This window comes from Rossellomorea marisflavi (assembly GCF_022170785.1).
GTDB classification, from domain to species: domain Bacteria; phylum Bacillota; class Bacilli; order Bacillales; family Bacillaceae_B; genus Rossellomorea; species Rossellomorea marisflavi_B.
Genome location: NZ_CP081870.1, coordinates 4,067,666 through 4,086,956, shown reverse-complemented (window position 1 = coordinate 4,086,956; position 19,291 = coordinate 4,067,666). Strand labels below are relative to the sequence as shown.

At 45.9% G+C, this 19,291-nt stretch carries 27 protein-coding genes; 20 read left to right on the top strand and 7 right to left on the bottom strand.

Going from position 1 to position 19,291, the window contains the following annotated elements:
* Positions 1-31: 31 nt before the first annotated feature.
* The 4 genes from K6T23_RS21095 to K6T23_RS21080 form a co-directional block, all read right to left on the bottom strand.
* Positions 32-400, bottom strand: coding sequence for a VOC family protein (locus K6T23_RS21095; protein ID WP_238283235.1), 369 nt, complete (start codon positions 398-400; stop codon positions 32-34).
* A 59-nt stretch (positions 401-459) separates the two neighbouring features.
* Positions 460-1,284 (bottom strand): helix-turn-helix domain-containing protein, encoded by an 825-nt coding sequence (locus K6T23_RS21090; protein WP_238283234.1) that lies wholly within the window; start codon positions 1,282-1,284, stop codon positions 460-462.
* Between the two features lie 84 nt (positions 1,285-1,368).
* Positions 1,369-1,758, bottom strand: coding sequence for a carboxymuconolactone decarboxylase family protein (locus K6T23_RS21085; protein WP_056539425.1), 390 nt, complete (start codon positions 1,756-1,758; stop codon positions 1,369-1,371).
* Between the two features lie 91 nt (positions 1,759-1,849).
* A complete protein-coding gene (locus K6T23_RS21080; RefSeq protein ID WP_056539423.1) occupies positions 1,850-2,737 on the bottom strand; it encodes a LysR family transcriptional regulator in 888 nt (295 codons plus the stop codon).
* Between the two features lie 156 nt (positions 2,738-2,893).
* On the opposite strand from K6T23_RS21080, the gene K6T23_RS21075 reads away from it, so the two are divergent.
* From K6T23_RS21075 to K6T23_RS22415, 20 genes are all read left to right on the top strand, one after another.
* Positions 2,894-4,174 (top strand): GntP family permease, encoded by a 1,281-nt coding sequence (locus tag K6T23_RS21075; RefSeq protein ID WP_238283233.1) that lies wholly within the window; start codon positions 2,894-2,896, stop codon positions 4,172-4,174.
* 78 nt (positions 4,175-4,252) lie between these two features.
* The gene (locus K6T23_RS21070) at positions 4,253-5,029 is read left to right on the top strand and encodes a 3-hydroxybutyrate dehydrogenase (protein ID WP_238283232.1); all 777 of its coding nucleotides are present in this window, start codon (positions 4,253-4,255) and stop codon (positions 5,027-5,029) included.
* Between the two features lie 145 nt (positions 5,030-5,174).
* Positions 5,175-5,894, top strand: a complete 720-nt coding sequence (locus K6T23_RS21065) for a GNAT family N-acetyltransferase (RefSeq protein WP_238283231.1) — start codon at positions 5,175-5,177, stop codon at positions 5,892-5,894.
* A 286-nt stretch (positions 5,895-6,180) separates the two neighbouring features.
* The gene (locus tag K6T23_RS21060) at positions 6,181-7,356 is read left to right on the top strand and encodes a ParM/StbA family protein (protein ID WP_238283230.1); all 1,176 of its coding nucleotides are present in this window, start codon (positions 6,181-6,183) and stop codon (positions 7,354-7,356) included.
* A 9-nt stretch (positions 7,357-7,365) separates the two neighbouring features.
* Positions 7,366-7,932: a hypothetical protein gene (locus K6T23_RS21055; protein ID WP_238283229.1), complete on the top strand. Its 567-nt coding sequence runs from the start codon at positions 7,366-7,368 to the stop codon at positions 7,930-7,932.
* 337 nt (positions 7,933-8,269) lie between these two features.
* The gene (gvpJ, locus tag K6T23_RS21050; RefSeq protein WP_056539406.1) at positions 8,270-8,527 is read left to right on the top strand and encodes a gas vesicle protein GvpJ; all 258 of its coding nucleotides are present in this window, start codon (positions 8,270-8,272) and stop codon (positions 8,525-8,527) included.
* A gap of 47 nt (positions 8,528-8,574) precedes the next feature.
* Entirely contained in the window at positions 8,575-9,027 is a 453-nt protein-coding gene (gene gvpT, locus K6T23_RS21045) for a GvpT/GvpP family gas vesicle accessory protein (RefSeq protein ID WP_079514184.1), read from the top strand.
* 11 nt (positions 9,028-9,038) lie between these two features.
* Positions 9,039-9,494 (top strand): gas vesicle protein GvpQ, encoded by a 456-nt coding sequence (gvpQ, locus tag K6T23_RS21040; RefSeq protein ID WP_238283228.1) that lies wholly within the window; start codon positions 9,039-9,041, stop codon positions 9,492-9,494.
* 14 nt (positions 9,495-9,508) lie between these two features.
* Positions 9,509-9,769, top strand: a complete 261-nt coding sequence (gene gvpJ, locus K6T23_RS21035) for a gas vesicle protein GvpJ (RefSeq protein ID WP_048004757.1) — start codon at positions 9,509-9,511, stop codon at positions 9,767-9,769.
* A gap of 45 nt (positions 9,770-9,814) precedes the next feature.
* Positions 9,815-10,081, top strand: a complete 267-nt coding sequence (gene gvpO, locus K6T23_RS21030; protein WP_048004758.1) for a gas vesicle protein GvpO — start codon at positions 9,815-9,817, stop codon at positions 10,079-10,081.
* Between the two features lie 18 nt (positions 10,082-10,099).
* Complete coding sequence (gene gvpN, locus K6T23_RS21025; RefSeq protein WP_238283227.1) at positions 10,100-11,032, top strand: gas vesicle protein GvpN; 933 nt, start codon at positions 10,100-10,102, stop codon at positions 11,030-11,032.
* On the top strand, positions 11,025-11,786 hold the full coding sequence (locus K6T23_RS21020) for a GvpL/GvpF family gas vesicle protein (RefSeq protein WP_238283226.1): 762 nt from the start codon (positions 11,025-11,027) through the stop codon (positions 11,784-11,786). The genes gvpN and K6T23_RS21020 overlap by 8 nt, the downstream gene beginning before the upstream one ends.
* A complete protein-coding gene (locus K6T23_RS21015; protein WP_238283225.1) occupies positions 11,786-12,046 on the top strand; it encodes a gas vesicle protein GvpG in 261 nt (86 codons plus the stop codon). The genes K6T23_RS21020 and K6T23_RS21015 overlap by 1 nt, the downstream gene beginning before the upstream one ends.
* 5 nt (positions 12,047-12,051) lie before the next feature.
* A complete protein-coding gene (locus tag K6T23_RS21010) occupies positions 12,052-12,843 on the top strand; it encodes a GvpL/GvpF family gas vesicle protein (protein ID WP_238283224.1) in 792 nt (263 codons plus the stop codon).
* 15 nt (positions 12,844-12,858) lie between these two features.
* Complete coding sequence (locus K6T23_RS21005) at positions 12,859-13,134, top strand: gas vesicle protein (protein ID WP_048004763.1); 276 nt, start codon at positions 12,859-12,861, stop codon at positions 13,132-13,134.
* Positions 13,100-13,384, top strand: coding sequence for a gas vesicle protein K (locus K6T23_RS21000; RefSeq protein WP_048004764.1), 285 nt, complete (start codon positions 13,100-13,102; stop codon positions 13,382-13,384). The genes K6T23_RS21005 and K6T23_RS21000 overlap by 35 nt, the downstream gene beginning before the upstream one ends.
* A 16-nt stretch (positions 13,385-13,400) precedes the next feature.
* Positions 13,401-13,718 (top strand): gas vesicle protein, encoded by a 318-nt coding sequence (locus tag K6T23_RS20995; RefSeq protein WP_079514190.1) that lies wholly within the window; start codon positions 13,401-13,403, stop codon positions 13,716-13,718.
* Between the two features lie 104 nt (positions 13,719-13,822).
* Positions 13,823-14,572, top strand: a complete 750-nt coding sequence (gene gvpT, locus K6T23_RS20990) for a YtxH domain-containing protein (RefSeq protein WP_238283223.1) — start codon at positions 13,823-13,825, stop codon at positions 14,570-14,572.
* A gap of 48 nt (positions 14,573-14,620) precedes the next feature.
* The gene (gvpU, locus tag K6T23_RS20985; RefSeq protein WP_053429721.1) at positions 14,621-15,013 is read left to right on the top strand and encodes a gas vesicle accessory protein GvpU; all 393 of its coding nucleotides are present in this window, start codon (positions 14,621-14,623) and stop codon (positions 15,011-15,013) included.
* A gap of 83 nt (positions 15,014-15,096) precedes the next feature.
* Positions 15,097-15,201: a hypothetical protein gene (locus K6T23_RS22415; protein WP_231578687.1), complete on the top strand. Its 105-nt coding sequence runs from the start codon at positions 15,097-15,099 to the stop codon at positions 15,199-15,201.
* 723 nt (positions 15,202-15,924) lie between these two features.
* Here K6T23_RS22415 and K6T23_RS20980 read toward each other — a convergent pair.
* The 3 genes from K6T23_RS20980 to K6T23_RS20970 all read right to left on the bottom strand — a co-directional run bounded on the left by K6T23_RS20980 (position 15,925) and on the right by K6T23_RS20970 (position 19,262).
* Complete coding sequence (locus K6T23_RS20980; RefSeq protein ID WP_056539385.1) at positions 15,925-16,182, bottom strand: GlsB/YeaQ/YmgE family stress response membrane protein; 258 nt, start codon at positions 16,180-16,182, stop codon at positions 15,925-15,927.
* A gap of 69 nt (positions 16,183-16,251) precedes the next feature.
* Entirely contained in the window at positions 16,252-17,721 is a 1,470-nt protein-coding gene (locus tag K6T23_RS20975) for a phospholipase D family protein (RefSeq protein ID WP_238283222.1), read from the bottom strand.
* Positions 17,722-17,864: 143 nt separating this feature from the next.
* Positions 17,865-19,262 (bottom strand): MFS transporter, encoded by a 1,398-nt coding sequence (locus K6T23_RS20970; protein WP_238283221.1) that lies wholly within the window; start codon positions 19,260-19,262, stop codon positions 17,865-17,867.
* Positions 19,263-19,291: the final 29 nt, after the last annotated feature.

Here is a 19,291-nt window from a genome sequence, read left to right as displayed (position 1 = left end):
CCACGATTCCCGGCTTTTTCACTTTTTCGTGCTATTCAGCTCTTTCTTCACTCATGAAAGCATGTGTATTCCCTTCAGAATCCCTGAAAAAACACATCCACGTTTCAACACCATCCATCTTGGACACCACATGTGGTTCCCCGCAGACTTCCACGCCCTTATTCCTTAACTCCGAATAAGCAATACGCGTACTCTCCACATTGAAATAAACAACGGAACTGGGATGGTCGTATTCCTGCTTTTCCGGCAAGGTGAGGAGGATCCTAACGTCGCCTGATTGCAGGAAGGCCATAGTATCCGTGTGGAAGAGAAGCGGGAGCCCCAGGGTTCCCTGGTAAAAGGCTGTCGCCCTCTCGATATTTTTGACGGGAATCCCGACTTGTCCGACTGAATTGATCATGCTATGTCCACCTTTCATGTGTTTCTCACATCGTAATTGATTTTTGCACCCGGTTCTTATCAAAAATCACCTTTTTTAAAATATTGCCTGGGTGATAATCCGGTATGTTGCCTAAAAGAACGGCTGAAGGATGCCGAACTTGTAAACCCGAGGTCATATGCCATCTCCGTGTAGGGTGTAGAGGATTCTTTCAGAAGGCGTTTGGCACTTTCCATTCGGTACAATAACAGGTGCTGCTTTGGCGTGACTCCGAACAATTGCCTGTAGGTTCTGAGCAAGTGATTGGCAGAGAGGCAGGCAACCCTTGCAATGTCCTCTAGGGTAAGGGCTGTTTGACAGTAGGCACGTATGTATTCGTTGGCCAGGATGAGCCGTTTGAATAGTTCTTCACGGGTCGACCGCTTTAAAGAAGATAATCGTTCCAGCTCTTGAGGAATAGTGGTTTGATCGGCCAGGATGGCTTCCATGACGGGATAAAAAGACTCTTCAAGTTCTCTGTTAAGGTTGGCTTGCTTTGTCAGTCGAAGCCTCTCTTCAAGATGAGGGCCGATATAATAGGTTTTCTCAAAGAAACCATCCTCTCCAACGGGTTTGAAAGGATCTGTGAGCAGTTGGTCCTGGGAGGCTTCCAGGCTCCGGGACACTTCTGAAGAAAAGCCTGATCGGAAGAAGAGGCAGAAGGATTCAACAGGCTCCTTTTCCTCGATATGGAGGGAATATTCGCCCTCATTCACGAGAAGATATCGGTTTCCTTCCACGCTGTAGTAACCGCCGTTCGCTTCATAGAGTGCCCGTCCTCCTCGGAAAGTTTTAATGGACATCTGCCCCGTCCCTTCCCAATGAAAATCCTTCCCCCACGCATGAAGCACATAGTTTCGTTTCATGATCCTCACCTCTTCCATCATTATACAATAATGATTGCTCCAAAGAATGAAAAAAAGCGCCCCTTCATTGGGCGCTGTGTGGAATTATTCTTCTTTTCGCATGGTAAAGACCTTCTTGGCCACTTCCAGGGCATTCAGGACGCGGGGGAAGCCTGTGTACGGAATCAAATGGATGATTGCTTCTACAATCTCCTTCTCCGTCAGTCCGGCTGTCAGGCCCGTATTGATATGAAGCTCCAATTGAGGCTCCGTACCTTGGGTCACAAGGGAAGAAATCGTAATCAATGCGCGCTGTTGGTTCGTCAAACCGGAGCGTGAGTAGATGTCTCCATATGCGAATTCAATAATGTATTTCCCCACATCAGGTGCGATGCTCTCCAAGTCCTCTGAGATCTTAAGGTGGCTCGGAACGTCTTTATTGCCTGAAAGGGTGTATTCCATCAGTTTTTCCAGTCCTGCTTCGTACTTACTCATGTTGTATCCCTCCTGTAGTGATCTACATTTACTACGATAACGCGGGAGGAACCATGAGTAAAATACATATATTTTATATAAATCATGCAGTTTATGAATGTGAGAAGTGGTCATTCATGTGCGCAATGAATTTCTTGGACGCAAAGGATACATATCTTCCTTTTTTCGTTACAACACCCAATTTGTATGGCAGCCTGGGAGATTTGATCGGGACAGAAGTGACGGAAGAGGTCTTCAGTTTTTTCGTGAGGGACTGGGGAAGGATGGACACTCCGAGATTCTCTCCGATCATTTCGTTGATAAAATCCCACTGTGAGCTCTCGTAGGCAATCTTCGGGCTAAATCCAGCTTCTTCGCAGTATTCGATTACGCGATCATGAAGAGTGAATCCTTCGCTGAATAAGATGAACTCTTCTCCCTCGAGCTCTTTCATCGTAATGGATTCACGGGCAGCCAACCGGTGGTCCGAATGGACGAACAGATGCAATCGCTCCTCGATGATGGAAATGATATCGAGCGAATCCTCATCAAGGGGCAGAACGATGACACCCAGATCCAGAAGCCCGTCCTTTACCTCCTGCGTCACCTGATTGGCCCCATGCTCGATCAGCTGAATCTCGATATCGGGATATTGATCCTTGAATGATTTGATCAGCTTGGGGAAGTACAGGAACCCGATCAATGGAGGGATCCCGATTTTGATTTTCCCTTTCCTCAAGTGCATCAGATCGTACAGGTGAGTGGACAGATGGTCGAGAGATTCAAGGATGACGCTGGACTGTTCATAAACGATCTGGCCGGCTTCTGTCAGCTGAATTTGCCGGGATGACCGGTCGATAAGCTCCATCTCCAGCTCATCCTCAAGCCCCTTTACCATTTTGCTTAGAGTAGGTTGGGACAGATGGAGAACCCGGGATGCTTTGGTGAAGCTTTTATGTTTGGCTACTTCGTTGAAGTAGGTGAGTTGTCGGATATCCATGGAAACTCGCCTCCATTTTATATAGATATTTTGCATACTAACTATAGTATTAATTCATTTTACTTATCAAAAGGGGAGGAGTAAAATTTCTAATGCATTCATTTTGTGTCCATTTTATGAACAGGACCAAGGTCCTTGAAAGAAAGGTGAAATTCATTGTTAAGTATCATCATAGGCCTGGCACTGCTTATGTTTTTCGCGTATTTAGGCTGGTCCATCATCTGGGTGGCCCCGATCGTTGCAGGCATCGTCGCACTGTTAAGCGGCCTTGATTTGATGGACGCATACACCGACACGTATATGTCTGGTTTTGTCGATTTCGCGAAGAAGTGGTTCCCGATCTTCCTTCTTGGAGCCGTATTCGGAAAATTGATGGAAGACACGGGAGCGGCGAAGTCAGTGGCTTTCCAAATCACCAGGATCATCGGTGAAAAGAGGGCCATCCTCGGCGTTCTCGTCGCTTCCGCAGTCCTTACGTACGGAGGAGTCAGCCTCTTCGTGGTCGTATTCGCCATCTATCCGATTGCATTGGCATTATTCAAGAAAGCCGATATTACCCGCAACCTCATTGCCCCGACCATCGTACTTGGTGCCTTCACGTTCACCATGACGTCAGTGCCGGGAACACCGCAGATCCAGAATCTGATTCCCATGAAAACGTTCGGAACGACGCCTATGGCAGGAACGCTCATGGGCATCGGGGCAACCCTCGTCATGGCGGTGGGAGGATATTTCTGGCTCACTTGGAGACAGAAACGCCTTGCCTCCTCGGGGTTACACTTTATCGCACCGAAGGATTCAACAGAAGAGGAAAAGGATGGTCCTCTCCCTCATTGGATCCTATCTCTTTTACCTTTGGTAGTGGTTGTCATCCTGTTGAATGGAGTGAAATGGGATCCGATTCCGTCCTTGCTGTCAGGGATCCTGTTGATTCTCATCTTGAATGCCAAGCAGTACAAGGCCTTCATACCTTCAGTAAATGAAGGGGCTAAGGGGTCTGTCATGGCCATCATCAATACAAGTGCCGCTGTCGGATTCGGGGCAGTTGTGACAAGTGTTCCGGATTTCGACAGGATCACGGACGTCCTGCTAGGCTTCTCAGATAATCCCTTGATCTCAGAGTCCCTGATTGTACAAGTACTTGCCATGATCACAGGTTCAGCCTCCGGCGGGATGGGGATCGCCATGCAAGCACTGGGTGATACCTATTCAGGACTCGCCCAGTCATCTGGCATCGGTCCCGATGCCTTCCACCGCATGGCATCCATTGCTTCGGGAGCATCCATCCTCCCTCATAATGGTGCACTCCTGACGCTTCTGGCAGTCACTGGGGTCACGCATAAGGAAACCTATAAAGACGTATTCATCGTAGGGTTAATCATTCCTACAATCGCCGTCATCGTTGCCATCATCATGGCATCTCTCGGTATCATTTAGAACAGACTGTAAGTATTGGCCAAAAGGAAAAATGGGTAAAAGAAAACAGATATCTAACCTATAAGGAGTGTTTGAATCATGGTAAACGACAAAGTAGTAGTCATTACAGGATCAGCAAGTGGAATTGGATACGAGATTGGTAAAACCTTCGCCGAAAATGGAAGTAAAGTCGTATTGACCGACCTCAACGAAGAGGGTGTCAAAGCTTCAGCGCAGGAATTGAAAGATCTTGGTTATGAAGCAATCGGTCTGAAGGCAGATGTCACCAGTGAAGAAGACATCAAGAACATGATTGAAGCAGCACATAAAGAATATGGTCGCATCGACGTTCTCATCAACAATGCCGGTCTTCAACACGTATCCCCGATTGAAGAATTCCCGACAGAGAAATTCGAGTTGATGATCAAAATCATGCTGACAGCGCCATTTGTCGCTATCAAACACGTTCTTCCCATTATGAAAGAGCAGAAGTTCGGACGTATCCTCAATATCTCTTCCATCAATGGATTGATCGGATTTGCAGGTAAAGCAGCCTATAATAGTGCCAAACACGGCGTCATCGGGCTTACGAAAGTGGCGGCTCTTGAATCCGCAGCTGATGGTGTAACCGTCAATTCGATCTGTCCGGGATATGTGGACACACCCCTCGTTCGTGGACAAATGAAGGATATTGCAAGCTCTAGGAATGTACCAGTAGAAAAAGTCCTTGAAGAAGTCATCTATCCTCTCGTTCCACAAAAACGTTTGTTGGATGTAAAAGAAATCGCTGATTACGCTATGTTCCTATCTAGCGATCAAGCCAAAAGTGTAACAGGGCAAGCCGTTGTCATCGATGGTGGATATACAGCTCAATAATTCAAAAGAAGGCCGTCGTAAAAGGGTCAGATCCCTTTGCGACGGTTTTTTTGTCGATTTGATGTAGATATTATCTGTGGCGACTATTCACCTTACTAAATCTTTACTACACTAATGGGAGATTGCGAAAAATGGGGGAATTATATTGAGAATTGTATATTCAGGGACGTTAAAAACATCACACATCCCCTTTCTAGTAAAGGTAGTCCCACGGGAGGGGAGTGGGGAACTGCTCGCTTTACAAGAATCTGTCCGATCTGCACTGCAGGAACCGGCCATCCTTCAGCCTCTCTCTGCAGAGGAGTTCGACCATATTTTGGCGGGAAACGGGTTGATTTTGGGGGTTTATGTCGAAGGTGAGCTCGTTGGAGCAAGAGCGGTCTTATTTCCTGCCATCGATGAAGGTCACTTGGGCAATGATGTGGGGATTCCACGTTCGGAGTGGTCAAAAGTAGTGTATCAGGAGATCTCTTTTGTATCTGAGAATGTACGCGGCAATGGATTGCAGAAACTCCTAGGCCAACTGATCATGGATGAACTGAAGAGCCGGACAGATGAATGTAAGTATGTCTGCTGTACCGTTGCCCCATATAATATTCCAAGTTTAAAAGATAAATTCAATCAGGGACTGGCCATTGGCGGCCTTAAACAAAAATACGGAGGCCATTGGCGGTACATCTTCTTCAAGGATCTCAAGGAGGAGTTTGAAATACTTCCTCCTTTTAAGGAAGTATCCATGAAGGAATTCAAGGAACAACAGGATCTGCTAAAAGCAGGTTGGAGGGGAGTCTCTTTAACCGAAGATCACGGGGAATGGAAACTGATTTTTGGTAAAAAAGAGGAACGGATAACCCTTCCATTTTAATGGAAAAGACACCCTCGGATCACATGTAAACAAAAAAGTTTACATGTTTACAAAAATGTACACAAATGTATTCAAAAATGTATACAAGTATACAAAGAAGTACACAAGTTGATTTAAAAGCATGTGTACAAAAAACGTATACAACGAGACAAAATTGTAAACAAGTACAGGATGCTTCTTCCAAAATTAAAGATAGAAAGTAGGATTGACCGCGCTCCTTCTATCCATTACTCTGAAAGTAAGAGTTCTAATTTTACAAATTCTTACTCGAGAAAGGATGGCTAGTATGACAACGACTCGTATTGCCGCAATTGATGTAGGTAACGACTCTCTTAAAGGTGTATTCGGAAAATTGGAAGCAGAAGTAAACATCCCTAATGTCATTGCAAGGGATATTGAAGATCGTCCCATCATCGGGATTGAAGAGCTGGACGCTCAAAGTCCACTAGACGGTATACATATCCGTGTCCACTCCCCTACTCTCAAAGATAACAATGCAATCTATCGTGTAGGAAATCTTGCAACGAAAAGCACGAACTCTACAGAACTCGATCCAGGAAGCAGCAAATCGGAAGAAGATCAAACGCTCGTCATGCTCTTCGCTTCCCTTGCATTGGATGCAGCTGGACACGATGGATTTAAAAAGAATAATAAAGTAATTGAAGCAAATTATACCCTTGGTACCGGACTTCCGCTCCGTGAAGTGAAGGAAGGGAAGGATGTTGGATACCGTTCAAAACTTCTTGGATCTGTCCATCAGGTAGAATTCCTTGTCACACCTCAATATCAAGGAGTGAAGGTCAATATCCGCTTTGATGAAGTGAAGGTCTACCCGGAAGGTTTCGCGGCGTTCATCAATTTGGTAATGGATAACAACGGAAACATCATTAATAAAGAACTGATCGATAAGCGCATCCTGATTCAGGATATCGGAGGTCTCTCGACTGATATCGCCGTCATTAAAGACCGTAAAGTCGACGATGACAAAGCCCAAGGATTCAATCTAGGAGTCTCTGAGTCACTCGAATTGATCAGGGAAGAAATCCGTTCCCGTCACGGCGTGGAGCTTGACAGCAGACGCGACGTCGTAGAAATCATCACGAAGAAAAGCGACCGCAATCACATTATGGTGAAGGGAAGCAGGACAAGTGTCCACGATATAGTCGATCGCATCATGCTCGAACTGGCCAAAAAGCAATATCGCCATCTCAGAAATATGTGGCAAAAGAATTCTCAAACCGAAATATGCTATTTCATCGGTGGCGGTTCAAGTGTCCTGAAGGAATATATCAAGACGTTGAACAACAATCTTGATGGCTATAACATCGACTTCTTCGAGGATGAAAAAGAGAGTATCTGGATGATGGTCCATGCTTACTACAAGCTCATCTCTGACTATATAAGAAAGAATGAAAAAGCCGATAAAGTGAAAGAAGAACAAAAACTGGCGAAATCAAAATAGGGTGATGATATGAACGGAAAAGGGATGTCGAGAGGGCAACCTATTACTTTCAGGATTCCTTCGGATACTCCGGATCACATATTGAAACATCTTCAGAAGCTCAAAGAAACGGAGAGGCGCAATTTCTCCAGTCGTATCGCTGAGCTCGTAGTCAACGGCGTGAACGAAAACCTCTCCAAACAGCGGGAAGCCATCACAATTCCCTTGCCGAAGGGGCTTGATAAGTCTCAACGAGATTGGTTGAAACATGAGCATTCGGAGGCGCTGCTAGGCAGCATTGTGTACCAATTGCTGTCGAATCCTGTAAGGACAGCTTCATTACTCGCATCCTTGAACAGCAGTTCCCTCAATATAGACGAGGCGCTCTATCTTCAGGAAGAGGCGGCTGGTGCCACCTTCGAACCTGTGGAAGAAGATGCCCCGGCTGAGGAATTCAATCCTCCTCCATCGGATGAAGATCTTGATCAATTCGACTGGGAAAGTGCGATGAAACCTGAAGAACCGGTAGCGGATAAATCTGAAGAAGAGAGTCTCGACGATCTTCTGGGTGATTTCTTATCACAAATGAATAAATGAAAGAAGGCTGCATCCTTTTGGGTGCAGCCTTCTTTTTTTAGGTCAAAGGATCTACTGATAGAGGCATTCTATGAAGATAAACCCATTCAATGAGCAGGAAATTTGATTATTGATATTTGTAACAAATTTGTAATATAACTGCTTGGACGCATGAAAGAGCGAGTATTCCCAAGGGTTTGTAAGCCTTGGAATATTACATGTCGACTGGATTCGTCAAAAGATGCATCTGAAATAGTCTTTACCCATTATTTTCTGGTTTAGGGGTGGATGATATGGAGGTAAACATCGACTAAATTGAATAGATACCTGAGCATGACGAATTGGAGGGTCAGTTTGAATGAGCATTCAAAAGAGCACAGACAGTTCGAGCCTGGCAGAGGTGATCGACCGGATATTGGATAAGGGGATTGTCATTGATGCATTCGCAAGAGTATCCCTGGTCGGGATAGAGATCCTCACCGTGGAGGCCAGGGTGGTCATCGCTAGTGTGGATACGTGGCTTCGATATGCAGAAGCAGTGGGCCTCCTGCGAGATGAAGTCGAAAAAGAAGGAATCGGGAACCGTACCTCATCGAATGAATCATTCAGCGTGTAAAGCAGTATATGAAATACAACAAAATACGAACAGAAAAGAGGATGGGCATGGCAAGTAACAAACAATCAGAAGAAAAGAAGCAGACAGAATCTACAGAAGAAAACACGAACGGATCAATGCAATATGCCATCATCGGCGGAGTGGTCGGAGCAGGACTTGGGTTGCTCTCGAATCCGGGTACGACGAAAAAGATGGCAGCAAGCCTTGGGAAATCTGAACTGATGAAGGCAGCCACAAAGGAACTAAGAAGGACGGCCCAGGAATTCGTCACAGAACAGGCGATGATCTCACTCAGACAAACAGCTTCGGGCTACTTCAGCAAAATGGACAGTGGGGTTCTGTCCCCACTGAAGAATAAGCTGACTGAAAAGAAGGACTCGGGTGAAAATGAATCCCAAAACGACGAAATCAAGCAGATCAAAGAAGATAATCAGGATTTGAATGAACGCCTCGAACGAATTGAAGAAATGTTGAATAAACTTGTCGACTCCAAGAAATAGTAGGTGATCCCGTGGGGAATCCCATTAAAAAAGCAGCGACAAAAACGGCGAAAAAAGCCTATGAACATGCTCCGGAATCCGTAAAGGATAAGCTAAAGGACAAGGCCAAGGAAAAAGCGGTCGAAAAAGTGGAAGAAACCGTCCAAGCCAAAGCAAAGAAAGCATCCGGAAAGCTCGAGGAAGCCAAGGAAAAGAACGCTGATAGCGTCAATGGCAAAGCAGATAATGCAGAAGACAAGGTGCAGGATGTCCTGTTATCTGTACGTGAAAAATTAAAAAAGGCCAAGGAAGCGGGCGAAGCATTTCAGGAAAAGATGTCTTCTTCGGATGACCGGGGTGGAAAGGGCGCCAAGAACTTAAAAGGCGTCAGTAGTATCAAAAGCTCCCAGTCTATCAAGAGTTCTACGGATATCAAAAGCTCGGAAAACATCAAATCGTCCAAGGATATTAAAACCATTACTTCATAAGGAGGAATTTAGGTATGGCGATTCAAAAAAGTACGGATAGTTCCAGTTTGGCAGAGGTCATTGACCGCATTTTGGATAAGGGGATCGTAATTGACGCATTCGCGAGGGTTTCCGTTGTTGGAATAGAGATCTTGACCATCGAGGCGAGAGTCGTGATAGCGAGTGTAGATACGTGGTTGCGTTACGCAGAAGCTGTCGGGTTGCTCCGTGATGAAGTACAGGAAGAAGGATTGGCAACGCAGTCCAATGAACGGAACTCACAGTTCAGCATCTAACCTATTTCACCTGATGCAGTCAGGCGTTCAAGCTGGGAGGACATTATGGAAATCACTGAAATCATGAAAAGTGTAAAAGGATTCTTCGAAGAACATGTAGCTCCGGTCCATAAGGTTACATCTGTTGAAATGACGGAAGATGAGGGCTGGAGGCTCACAGTGGAAGTGGTCGAAGAGAAGGAATATATGAAACGATACGCAAAAGATGAAATGCTCGGAACGTATGATGTCCTCCTCAATCAAGACAAGGAGGTCATCTCCTTCAAACGGAAGGACGTCAGGTACAGGAGTGCCATCGGGCAGGAAATGTAGATTCGGGAGGAATGGGTAGTGACGGTTTTAACCCAGAAGATCCAAAAAGGCAGCAAATCGTACGTCCAAGATGAAAGGACCACCGACTTGATCAGCCGCTCAATGAGTTATTTGAAGCTTGGTTATCCCGTCCATTTCACGGGGCCATCCGGTACAGGGAAGACATCCCTCGCCCTCACGCTGGCAAAGAAAAGAAGGCGTCCGGTCATGTTGATGCATGGAAATCACGAACTGAACAACAGTGATCTTATCGGTGATTTCATAGGTTATTCAAGCAAACAGACAGTGGATAACTACGTCAGATCTGTTTATAAGAAAGATGAACAGGTCACAGAGAACTGGAGGGACGGTCGTCTCCTGGAAGCTGTCAAAAATGGATATACGCTTGTATACGATGAATTCACCCGTTCCGAACCAACAACGAATAATCTTTTCCTCTCCATATTGGAAGAAGGGATCATTCCCCTCTACGGTTCGAAACGGACGGAGCCGTTCATCAGGGTTCATCCTGAATTCCGGATGATCTTCACAAGCAACCCATCTGAGTATGCAGGCGTATACAAAACACAGGATGCCCTTCTGGACCGTTTGATCACGATCCCGATCGGTTTCAAGACCAGTGAGGAAGAAGCCCATATCGTTTCTGAGAAAGTGGATCTTGTGCTTTCAGAAGCTCGTGAGATTACGGAATTGATTGCAGAGCTTCGCAGTCATTGCCGCGATGGACTCGGCGGGCCAAGCCTGCGCGCCTCCCTCATGATTGCGCGGATCGCACTGGAACAGGACATTCCCATACAAGGGGAAGATCAGGATTTTCAGCGCCTTTGTTTGGATATTACGACCCATTCCCTGAGCCGCAGTATTGAATCCGATCACCCTGAAGAAGAAGCGAAGAAAATTGTATTGGAAGCTTGCAAGAACATGACGTCAAAGGAGAATTCAGATGAGTGAAGAAACAGGGATTTATATCTTTTGTGCCATCGGGCATGAAGGGGAAATGGATTTAGGCAAAGTGGAACTGGAAGGGGAAGATCGGGACATCTTCTTGATTTCCTATAAAGATGCATCCATGGTGGCAGCAGAGGTCCCTCAGAAAATCTATCATCCCAAACGGGAGAACCTCATGATGCATCAACAAGTCATCTCCAGGGTGATGGAACAGAGTGACACGGTCGTTCCCATCAGCTTCGGGAACGTATTCCGATCTAAGGAAGACGTGGAGGCCCTCCTTGAAAACCTTTATCCGCAGTTTGAAACGTTATTCCCTGCCATTAAAGGAAAAGTCGAGATCGGCTTAAAAGTCATCGGGAAATCTGAGTGGCTGGAATCAGTCGTAAAAGAATCTCCCGGTGTCGAAAAAATGTCGACATCACTGAAAGGGAAATCTGAATCTGCTGGGTACTACGAACGCATTCAGCTTGGTGGAATGGCTCAAAAAGTATTTCAGAACCTTCAGACAGAGGTGAAATCAGACATTTTTGCTCCCCTCCAGGAAGCAGCTGAATCGGCAAAAGCCAATGATCCATCAAGTGAGCGTATGCTTCTGAATGCAGCCTTCTTGATTGACCGGGATAAAGAAAAGGAATTCGATGAATTGGTCAACAAGGCACATGAGGCCTGGAAGGATAAAGCGGATTTCAATTACAGCGGTCCATGGCCAGCCTATAACTTCGTCAATATCAGATTGAAGGTGGAGGAAGCCTAATGCTTCACAAACTTGTATCGGCACCCTTGAATCTCGTCATAAAGGTCGGTGAGAAAATCAAGGAAGAAGCAGATAAAGAGCTCTACGACCTGCCGACCATCCAGCAAAAGCTGATTCAATTACAGATGATGTTCGAACTCGGAGAGATTTCTGAAGAAGCCTTTCAAGTCAAAGAAGATGAACTTCTGATGCGTTATGAGATAGCGAAAACAATGGAAATGGAACAATGGGAAGATTTAACGAGGAAGAAAGGAGGTTAGCTCGCATGCTCTACTTGTACGCATTGGTCCCTTCAAGTGAGGTGGAGGTTGAGCCCGTCCCAACCATGAAGGGATTCGACGGGGAACATGATATTTATGCGTTGGATATACAGGGGATTACAGCCATCGTATGTGGCCTGCCCGATGAAGAGTACTCAGAAGCGGTCCTCCAGGACAAGATTGAAAATGATATGGAGTGGCTGCAGGATAAGGCGTTCCACCACCACGAAACGGTTTTGATGATGTCGCAGCGTTACACCATTATTCCCTTGAAATTCTGCACGATCTACAAGCATGAAGACAGTTTGAAAGAAAAAGTAGGGAAGCATCTTTCCTCTCTGAAGGACGCATTCACGGATTTAGAAGGCAAGGAAGAATGGAATGTAAAGATCTATTGTGACGATAAACGCCTTAAGGAAACAATCAGTCATCCCTCCATCACGGAGAAATGGGAGGAAATCAAACAGCTCCCTAAGGGAAGACAGTTTTTCGAAAAAAAGAAAATGGAACAGCTTGAAAATAAAGTGATTGAAAATGAAAAGAACCGTATGTGCGAGGAGTTTCATGAACGGCTGAAATCATACGCAACCGAGGGAACCGTGAAAAAAAACTGGGGTAAGGATGTTACTGGCCGAGCTGAACAGATGGCTTGGAATAGCGTCTACTTCCTTCCAAAAGAGGGAGTCGATCGGTTCGTTGATGAAATCAAACAGTCTGAAAGCAAGTGGAAGGAAGCGGGCTGGACATTCGAAGCAACGGGTCCATGGCCACCCTATCATTTTTCAAGTTTCTCATAGAATGGGGATGAGCATATGACCGTCAGGGAATCAATCGAGAATAAGGATGTCGCGTTGATCGACATCTTGGATATCATTTTGGACAAAGGTGTTGCCATTAAAGGAGATTTGGTCATCTCCATCGCGGGAGTGGACCTTGTTTACCTCGATCTCCGGGTGCTGATCTCTTCAGTGGAAACACTGGTCCAACATAAAAATGGAACGCGTAAGACCATATCTTCAGAACAATTGGAACACGAAAGGAAGGGATTGATCCATGCAACCGGCCAGCCAGACAAGTGGACGGATTAACTTCGACCCAGATAAGGCGGAGCAAGGCTTGGCACAGCTAGTGTTGACGGTTGTGGAGCTCCTCAGGCAAATCGTTGAAAGGCATGCCATGCGCAGGGTGGAAGGCGGCACACTTACCGATCAGCAAATTGAAGACCTCGGAGTCGCTTTGATGAACCTGGAAGAAAAAATGGAAGAACTAAAGGAAGTATTCGGCCTTGATGCAGAGGATCTGAACATCGATCTTGGACCATTAGGAAGCCTGATGTAAGAAAGGAGGAGAAATGATGGAACATTCCATGCAATCAAGCACCATTGTGGACGTGTTAGAGAAAGTTCTTGATAAAGGTGTGGTCATCGCTGGTGATATCACCGTAGGAATTGCAGATGTGGAGCTATTGACCATCAAGATCCGACTTATCGTAGCGTCCGTTGATAAAGCGAAAGAAATCGGGATGGACTGGTGGGAAAACGATCCTTATCTAAGTTCCAAAGCCGAAAATCAGCAGGCAAAAGCCCTTGAAGAAGAAAACCGGAAGTTGAACGAACGATTGGAATCCCTGGAGAAGCAGCTTAGCAGTTCGAATCGTCTCAACCAAGTGTAATAAAGGCAAGCAGAAATCATTATCTAACTTTTTTTCGTATTTGAAAGAACCGATTTGATTATCGGATAAACCATAAAATGATTAATATTTTGGAGGGAACTATAATGGCAGAAAAAAACACTGAATTAGAAAACACGACTCAATCAAAGAAAGAAGAAGAGAAAAAGACACGTAAGAGCGGCCCTATTACACGTACAGTGGCCGGAAGCCTCCTTGGAGCTACAGTAGGATACTTGGCAACACCTGAAAATGGTAAAAAGCTTCTTAGCAAGATCGATCAAGAGAAGCTGAAGAGCAAAGGGTTGGAAATTGGGAACTCTGCAAAAGAAACATCAAGAAAAGCCGTCGTATCATTGAAGCAATCAACCGCCAATCTGTTCAAGCGTGATCAAACTGATGAAGATCAGGAAGATCAAGAAGAAGTGAATGAAAGCGGGGAAGGGCCAGATTATGAAGCTCTGAAAGAAGAAAACAACACTCTTCAAAATCGCCTTCAACAGCTTGAGGAAAAATTGAATCAACTGACTCAATCAAGCGAAGAAGATGATGAAGAGGAAGAAGACGACGAGGAAGAGGACGAAAAGGAAGAAGCAAAGTCCGATAAGAAAAGCAAAGCGGCTAAAGATGCGGATGAGGACGAAGAGGAAGACGAAGACGAAGACGAAGATGATGAAGAAGATGACGAGGCTGATGATGAAGAACCATCCAGTAAGAAAAAATCAACTAAATCCAAGTCATCTAAAGCCAAGAAAGGTTCAACAAAGAAATCTTCTTCAAAGTCTAAAAAGAAATCTTCCAAAAAAGATGATGACGATGATACAACGCTATCAAGTGATGACGACACACTTTCATGATCGGCTGCAATTGACCGACTATGACAGAAGGAAAGGAGCGGTGACCGGATGAGTGGGCATACGGATAAGGATAGCATCCTGGAGTTTTTCGCAATTGCTGCCAATAAGCATGATTTCTCCCTAGATATCTCTCTGAACCTTAAGGGAGCAGTGGTGACGGGTACCATGATCTCTGCAACCGAGTATTTCTCGTCGTTAAGCGAGGCGTTCGAGGAGGGAAGTGAAGTAGCCCAGAAGGTGAGTGAAGAACTTTCTGGCGCCGGAGAAGCGGTTGAAGAAAATCAGCCGTCAGAAGCGAATTTCATCCACCTTAAAAACGCCAAGATCTACTGTGGTGACAGCAAACCCACCCCTTCCAAAGGGAAAATCCTCTGGCGTGGGAAGTTATCCGAAATCGATGGATTCTTCCTTGGGAAAATCTCAGAGTCGAAAAGTAAGTAAAACCCAGGGTATGGAAGGTTTTTTATACAGGTTTCCTCCATACCCAATGCGGGTAAATGGTAAGTATAAAGGAGGTTACATGAATGAAACGACTCGTTAAAAACGTGATTAAATGGGCTCCAGTCGTGTATCCTGTAGTAAGAAAGATCATGAACGAACGAAAAGCCAAGAAAACCAAAGCAGCCTGATCCGGGCTGCTTTTTATTATGTTTCGAAAGCTCTCTGGACATCACCATTTTATTAAAGCAGATGCACTCTATTTCTTCTCTTACAAGCTAACCATGTCCAAAGCGAAGAGCGGATTGAAGCTGTCATCTCTTATTTAACCCCCCACATCTAAAAACGAGATGGATTTTTGTTTTTCGTACTGATTGATCTAAGATTCCATTACGTTCTAACGATATCAACGACCAATAATAAAGAGCGGATTGAAGCGGAAGGGACTTGACTCCTGCGGAAAAGGAGGAAAGTTCGAGACCCCGGAAGCGCAGCTGAGGAGGCTCGACTGCCTCCCCGCGGAAAGCAAGTCCCTGCAGCGGAAAGGAGCGGTCATCCTATTCACTACTCGCCCACATACAGAAGCGAGATGTGGTTTATTGGTATCCGCACTGATTAGTCAAAGATTCGAGTACGATCTAACGAAAACTTCGACCAATAATATAGAGTGGATTGAAGTGGAAGGGACTTGACTCCTGCGGGAAAGGAGGGAAGTTCGAGACCCCGGAAGCGCAGCTGAGGAGGCTCGACTACCTCCCCGCGGAAAGCAAGTCCCTGCAGCGGAAAGGAACGGTCTGCATATTTCATACCCTCCCATGAAAACCAGAAAGCTATACTCATCAGATATATACTCAAAAAAAACGCGATCAGAATATTCTCTGACCGCGTTTTGCTCAGGGATTTAAACCCCTTTATTAGTGTGCTGCTCTTCTAGTGGAGCGTAAGATGATGCTCAAAATAAATACGAAGATGATGGCTCCCAACAATGCCGGAATGATAGCCATTCCTCCTACGACAGGTCCAAGGCTTCCAAGTAGCTTTCCACCGATCCATGCTCCGATGATTCCGGCGATGATGTTCCCGATGATTCCGCCTGGTACATTTTTACCTAGAATTAGTCCTGCCAGCCAACCGATGATGCCTCCGACAATCAAGAAAATAATTAGTCCCATGTTTGTCTCTCCTTTATGATGTATTATTGGTGTTACTTTAGATATTCCCCATCTAGAAGGGTTTAAACCCTAATACGTGGTGACTTGGAATACTTTTTGAAGGACGTACATGATGTATTTGAAGATTGGTAATTTATCTTGATATTTCTTGTACTCGACGGTATACGTTCCGTTTTCGTTATTCCAGATGCGCTGGAAGTAGTCATCCACATCTGTCATAAGACGGCTGTTCGTGGCTCCTGTGAAAAGAATGTTTTCTTCAAGATTATAGTCATCTAGGTTTCTTGACGTATAGTTGCTTGAGCCTCCAATGACGGTCGAGCTGTCTTTTCCTTTTACATAAATGAACTTGGTGTGATATTGCTCTTTGTTGGTATTGTACCAGCGGATGGTGATATGCTCGTTATCCAACTTGTTCAGTTCTGATGCGACGGGGAGGTTTGGCAATCCGATTTTCTCCTGTCCAAACGCATTCTGGTTCGGGTCCAGGACGATGCGCACGTCCACCTTTCGATCTGCTGCGTTTTCGATGGCATCGATGATGTCACGATCTGCTAGATAGAACATGCCGATCCAGACCTCGTCTCCTTCCTTCGCCTTATCGAGTGCCTTCACGACATTGGTCTGGACCTTTCTCTCTGTAAGGATCTGGGCTTTTACTTCTTTTCCTCCCGATGATTGTGACGGGGTTATAAGGTTATCCACTTCCATATCAGAAGGGAACGCCTTCATATCTCCCCCAGAGAAAGCGGCGACGGCTTTTTCGGCCTTGATCATATCTTTGAGGATGTCCCCTTTCACCCTGAAGGCGATATTGGAATGGAATCCGCTGGCGTTGTGAGGATTGGCGCTGAGGACCATGCCTTCCTTCTCGCTGATCACCACTTTTCGGTGATTCGCTTTCACGTTCAGCAGTTTGAGGTACGATCGCGCCGTTACTTCAGGAGCAGATGGGGCCATGGGATTCGGTAACCACCCATTTCCTTTTTGTCCGAACCATTGAATCCCGGCTCTCCACACGCCTGAATACAGGAGATTCGGGTCCCGGAGTCGATCCAAATCAGTGAAGATCACTTCGGCACCGAGCTCTTTCAAAGGTTCGAGCTGATCGGCCGTATGGGAACCGTATGTGGTATTGACATCATCGCTGATGAAGACGACTTTGAGATCGGGTTTTTCTTTCATGCGTTCCTGGATCGTCTTTGATAGCTCTTCGCTTATCTTAGGGTAATTCCGGTCGTTTTTCGTGTAGCCGTTGAAGAGGAATAGATCGAGTATGAGGAAATCTTCTGCTTCACTAACGGTTTTGTTGACTTCGTCAAATATGGAATGATCGTATTCTTCCTTTCCATCCTTTTGATAGGTGAGGTCATAGATGAACTCGACATCTTCTTCGGGAATGGAATGGATATCGCCTGCATATGAAACACCGTCAGGCAGAGGCTTGGTGCGCTGATAAAACATGATGGATGATATAAGGATGACAACCGCAAGACCGATCACCCATCGTTTCTTTTTGTACCACGAGCGTTTTTTCAAATGGACTCCCCTATTCTATATATAATGTCCTTCCTACTATACCCACAAAGGTAAGAAGGGAATCCGGGCTTTGTCATTTTATTCAATACGTGCTTTACCGATAGAAACAAAGCCCTGCGCTTGTAGGCGCAGGGCTTTGTAGATCAAACGGCTTTCTTTAATTGACGATGATAGAACATGAGGATCAGGAAGGATAGGCTCATGGCGATGATGAGGACAAGGAACGTATTCCTGAACGCATCGACACCATAATTCACTCCGCCCATTTCTACGATCAGGCCTCCAATGACCGAACCGGAAGCACTGCCGACGTAGTGGAGGAGCTGTTTCATACCCATTCCGGATCCGACAAGATCCCTGTTCACCACGCGGGAGACTTCGTTTGTGGTACTCGAAGAGAGACTGGAGAACCCGAAGCTCGTGAACATATAGGCGAGCATGATCATGTATTCGTTGATCGGTGACAGGAAGAAGAACAGGATGGTCGAAATGAGGAGAAGGCAGTGGGCCATCACCATCACCCGCATGTTCCCGTACTTGTCGATCAGTCTGCCCACATAGATGGCAGCAACTGCCGAGAGCATGGCACCAGGGAAGATGATCAGTCCCATGGTGGTCGGATTTTTATCGAAAATGCTTTTAAGCATCAGGGGCATGACGAGCAGGATGGCAAAATGCGTCACGAACCCCATATAGCTCATGTATAAGATCTTCCTGTATCCTTTATCCCGGATCAATTTTGGCTGGATGAAAGGAAGTTCGACTTTATGGATCCTGATCCACAGGGCCGCAAAGAATACTAGTGCGACGGCGAGATGGATCCAGTTGAATCCGGAAATGAAGAGGAGGAAGAATGTGACACCCACTCCCGTCATGATGGCTCCCCAAATGTCGAATGCACCTTTCCGGATTGTTTCGGCTGGCAACATCTTATAAAGGACCGGAATCATGACAATCACGAGGAGTGTAACCAGGAAAAGATAATTCCAGTTAAGATAATCGGTGATGACTCCTCCTACTACAGGCCCCAGTCCGAATCCGAGGGAAGATGCCGAAGCAATCATGGCCAGGGCACGTCCACGCACGGCCATTGGAATGAATCTGCTGGCAAAGACCATGGACAAGCCTGGAATGGCTGCGGCTCCGGCTGCCTGGAACAAGCGGGATAGCAGCAACCATATGAACGAATTGGCAAAGAATCCTGAAAGGGAGCCCAATCCGAACACAATGATCCCGATGATGATCAAGCGTCTGATCGGAAGATAGTCAGACAGACGCGTATACGTAATCGTCCCGATCGCCAAGACGATGGAATAGCCCGATACGATCCACGCACCCTCTGAAGGTTTCAGGGAAAACTCATGCAGGATATTCGGAAGTGCGACATTGAACATGGTGGTGTTCATGACGACCAGCCATATGGTCAGGCTGAGGAATGCAACCGTCTTTGTGTAAGAAGGAGCGGTCTTGGTCGGTTGTTCAGTCTTGATAAGACCACCTCCGTAGTTGATTTTGTTTAGACACTCGAAGTAATATACCACAAAACAAACCTCTCTGAAAACCTTTTGCT

Coding starts and splice junctions, on each gene's coding strand:
- K6T23_RS21095 (WP_238283235.1), bottom strand. CDS start 400: ATGATCAATTCAGTCGGACAAGTCGGGATTCCCGTCAAAAATATCGAG.
- K6T23_RS21090 (WP_238283234.1), bottom strand. CDS start 1,284: ATGAAACGAAACTATGTGCTTCATGCGTGGGGGAAGGATTTTCATTGG.
- K6T23_RS21085 (WP_056539425.1), bottom strand. CDS start 1,758: ATGAGTAAGTACGAAGCAGGACTGGAAAAACTGATGGAATACACCCTT.
- K6T23_RS21080 (WP_056539423.1), bottom strand. CDS start 2,737: ATGGATATCCGACAACTCACCTACTTCAACGAAGTAGCCAAACATAAA.
- K6T23_RS21070 (WP_238283232.1), top strand. CDS start 4,253: ATGGTAAACGACAAAGTAGTAGTCATTACAGGATCAGCAAGTGGAATT.
- K6T23_RS21060 (WP_238283230.1), top strand. CDS start 6,181: ATGACAACGACTCGTATTGCCGCAATTGATGTAGGTAACGACTCTCTT.
- K6T23_RS21055 (WP_238283229.1), top strand. CDS start 7,366: ATGAACGGAAAAGGGATGTCGAGAGGGCAACCTATTACTTTCAGGATT.
- gvpJ (WP_056539406.1), top strand. CDS start 8,270: ATGAGCATTCAAAAGAGCACAGACAGTTCGAGCCTGGCAGAGGTGATC.
- gvpT (WP_079514184.1), top strand. CDS start 8,575: ATGGCAAGTAACAAACAATCAGAAGAAAAGAAGCAGACAGAATCTACA.
- gvpJ (WP_048004757.1), top strand. CDS start 9,509: ATGGCGATTCAAAAAAGTACGGATAGTTCCAGTTTGGCAGAGGTCATT.
- gvpO (WP_048004758.1), top strand. CDS start 9,815: ATGGAAATCACTGAAATCATGAAAAGTGTAAAAGGATTCTTCGAAGAA.
- K6T23_RS21020 (WP_238283226.1), top strand. CDS start 11,025: ATGAGTGAAGAAACAGGGATTTATATCTTTTGTGCCATCGGGCATGAA.
- K6T23_RS21015 (WP_238283225.1), top strand. CDS start 11,786: ATGCTTCACAAACTTGTATCGGCACCCTTGAATCTCGTCATAAAGGTC.
- K6T23_RS21010 (WP_238283224.1), top strand. CDS start 12,052: ATGCTCTACTTGTACGCATTGGTCCCTTCAAGTGAGGTGGAGGTTGAG.
- K6T23_RS21005 (WP_048004763.1), top strand. CDS start 12,859: ATGACCGTCAGGGAATCAATCGAGAATAAGGATGTCGCGTTGATCGAC.
- K6T23_RS21000 (WP_048004764.1), top strand. CDS start 13,100: ATGCAACCGGCCAGCCAGACAAGTGGACGGATTAACTTCGACCCAGAT.
- K6T23_RS20995 (WP_079514190.1), top strand. CDS start 13,401: ATGGAACATTCCATGCAATCAAGCACCATTGTGGACGTGTTAGAGAAA.
- gvpT (WP_238283223.1), top strand. CDS start 13,823: ATGGCAGAAAAAAACACTGAATTAGAAAACACGACTCAATCAAAGAAA.
- gvpU (WP_053429721.1), top strand. CDS start 14,621: ATGAGTGGGCATACGGATAAGGATAGCATCCTGGAGTTTTTCGCAATT.
- K6T23_RS22415 (WP_231578687.1), top strand. CDS start 15,097: ATGAAACGACTCGTTAAAAACGTGATTAAATGGGCTCCAGTCGTGTAT.
- K6T23_RS20980 (WP_056539385.1), bottom strand. CDS start 16,182: ATGGGACTAATTATTTTCTTGATTGTCGGAGGCATCATCGGTTGGCTG.